This window comes from Haloferax profundi, from assembly GCF_001469865.1.
GTDB classification, from domain to species: Archaea; Halobacteriota; Halobacteria; order Halobacteriales; family Haloferacaceae; genus Haloferax; species Haloferax profundi.
Genome location: NZ_LOPV01000609.1, coordinates 1 through 411, shown reverse-complemented (window position 1 = coordinate 411; position 411 = coordinate 1). Strand labels below are relative to the sequence as shown.

Annotated in this window: 1 protein-coding gene; it reads right to left on the bottom strand. The window is 55.5% G+C overall.

Annotated features, from left to right (window positions below):
• The coding region (locus AUR66_RS17705; protein ID WP_197409861.1) for an ABC transporter permease at positions 1 to 411 on the bottom strand (411 nt) is incomplete at both ends.

The window sequence follows — 411 nt, the reverse complement described above, 5'->3', positions numbered from 1 at the left end:
GAGCGCCGTCGTCGTGAGCGTCAGTACGGTCCCAATGGCACTAGCGAACGGCCAGTTCAGACCACCAACAGCTTGGTTGTAGATCATCAGTCCCATCGTCAGGTCTGTTCGACCACCGAGAAGGTCTGGCGTTACGATAGAGTTCATCGTGAGTACGAACACGAAGATGGTTCCAGTCACCAGACCGGGGAGGCTCAGCCTGAACGTGATCTTGAAGAACGCTTCGAGCTGGTTAGCGCCCAGATTCCGAGCAGCCATCACGAGCGAGTCTGGGATGTCCTCAACTGATGAGTACACAGGGAGGACTACGAGCGGAAGGTAGACACCAACCAGCCCGATGATGACCGCGAGCGTATTTCCGAGGAGCTCAACCTCTGTTCCGAACAGTGCACGAAGCAGATTGTTGATGAT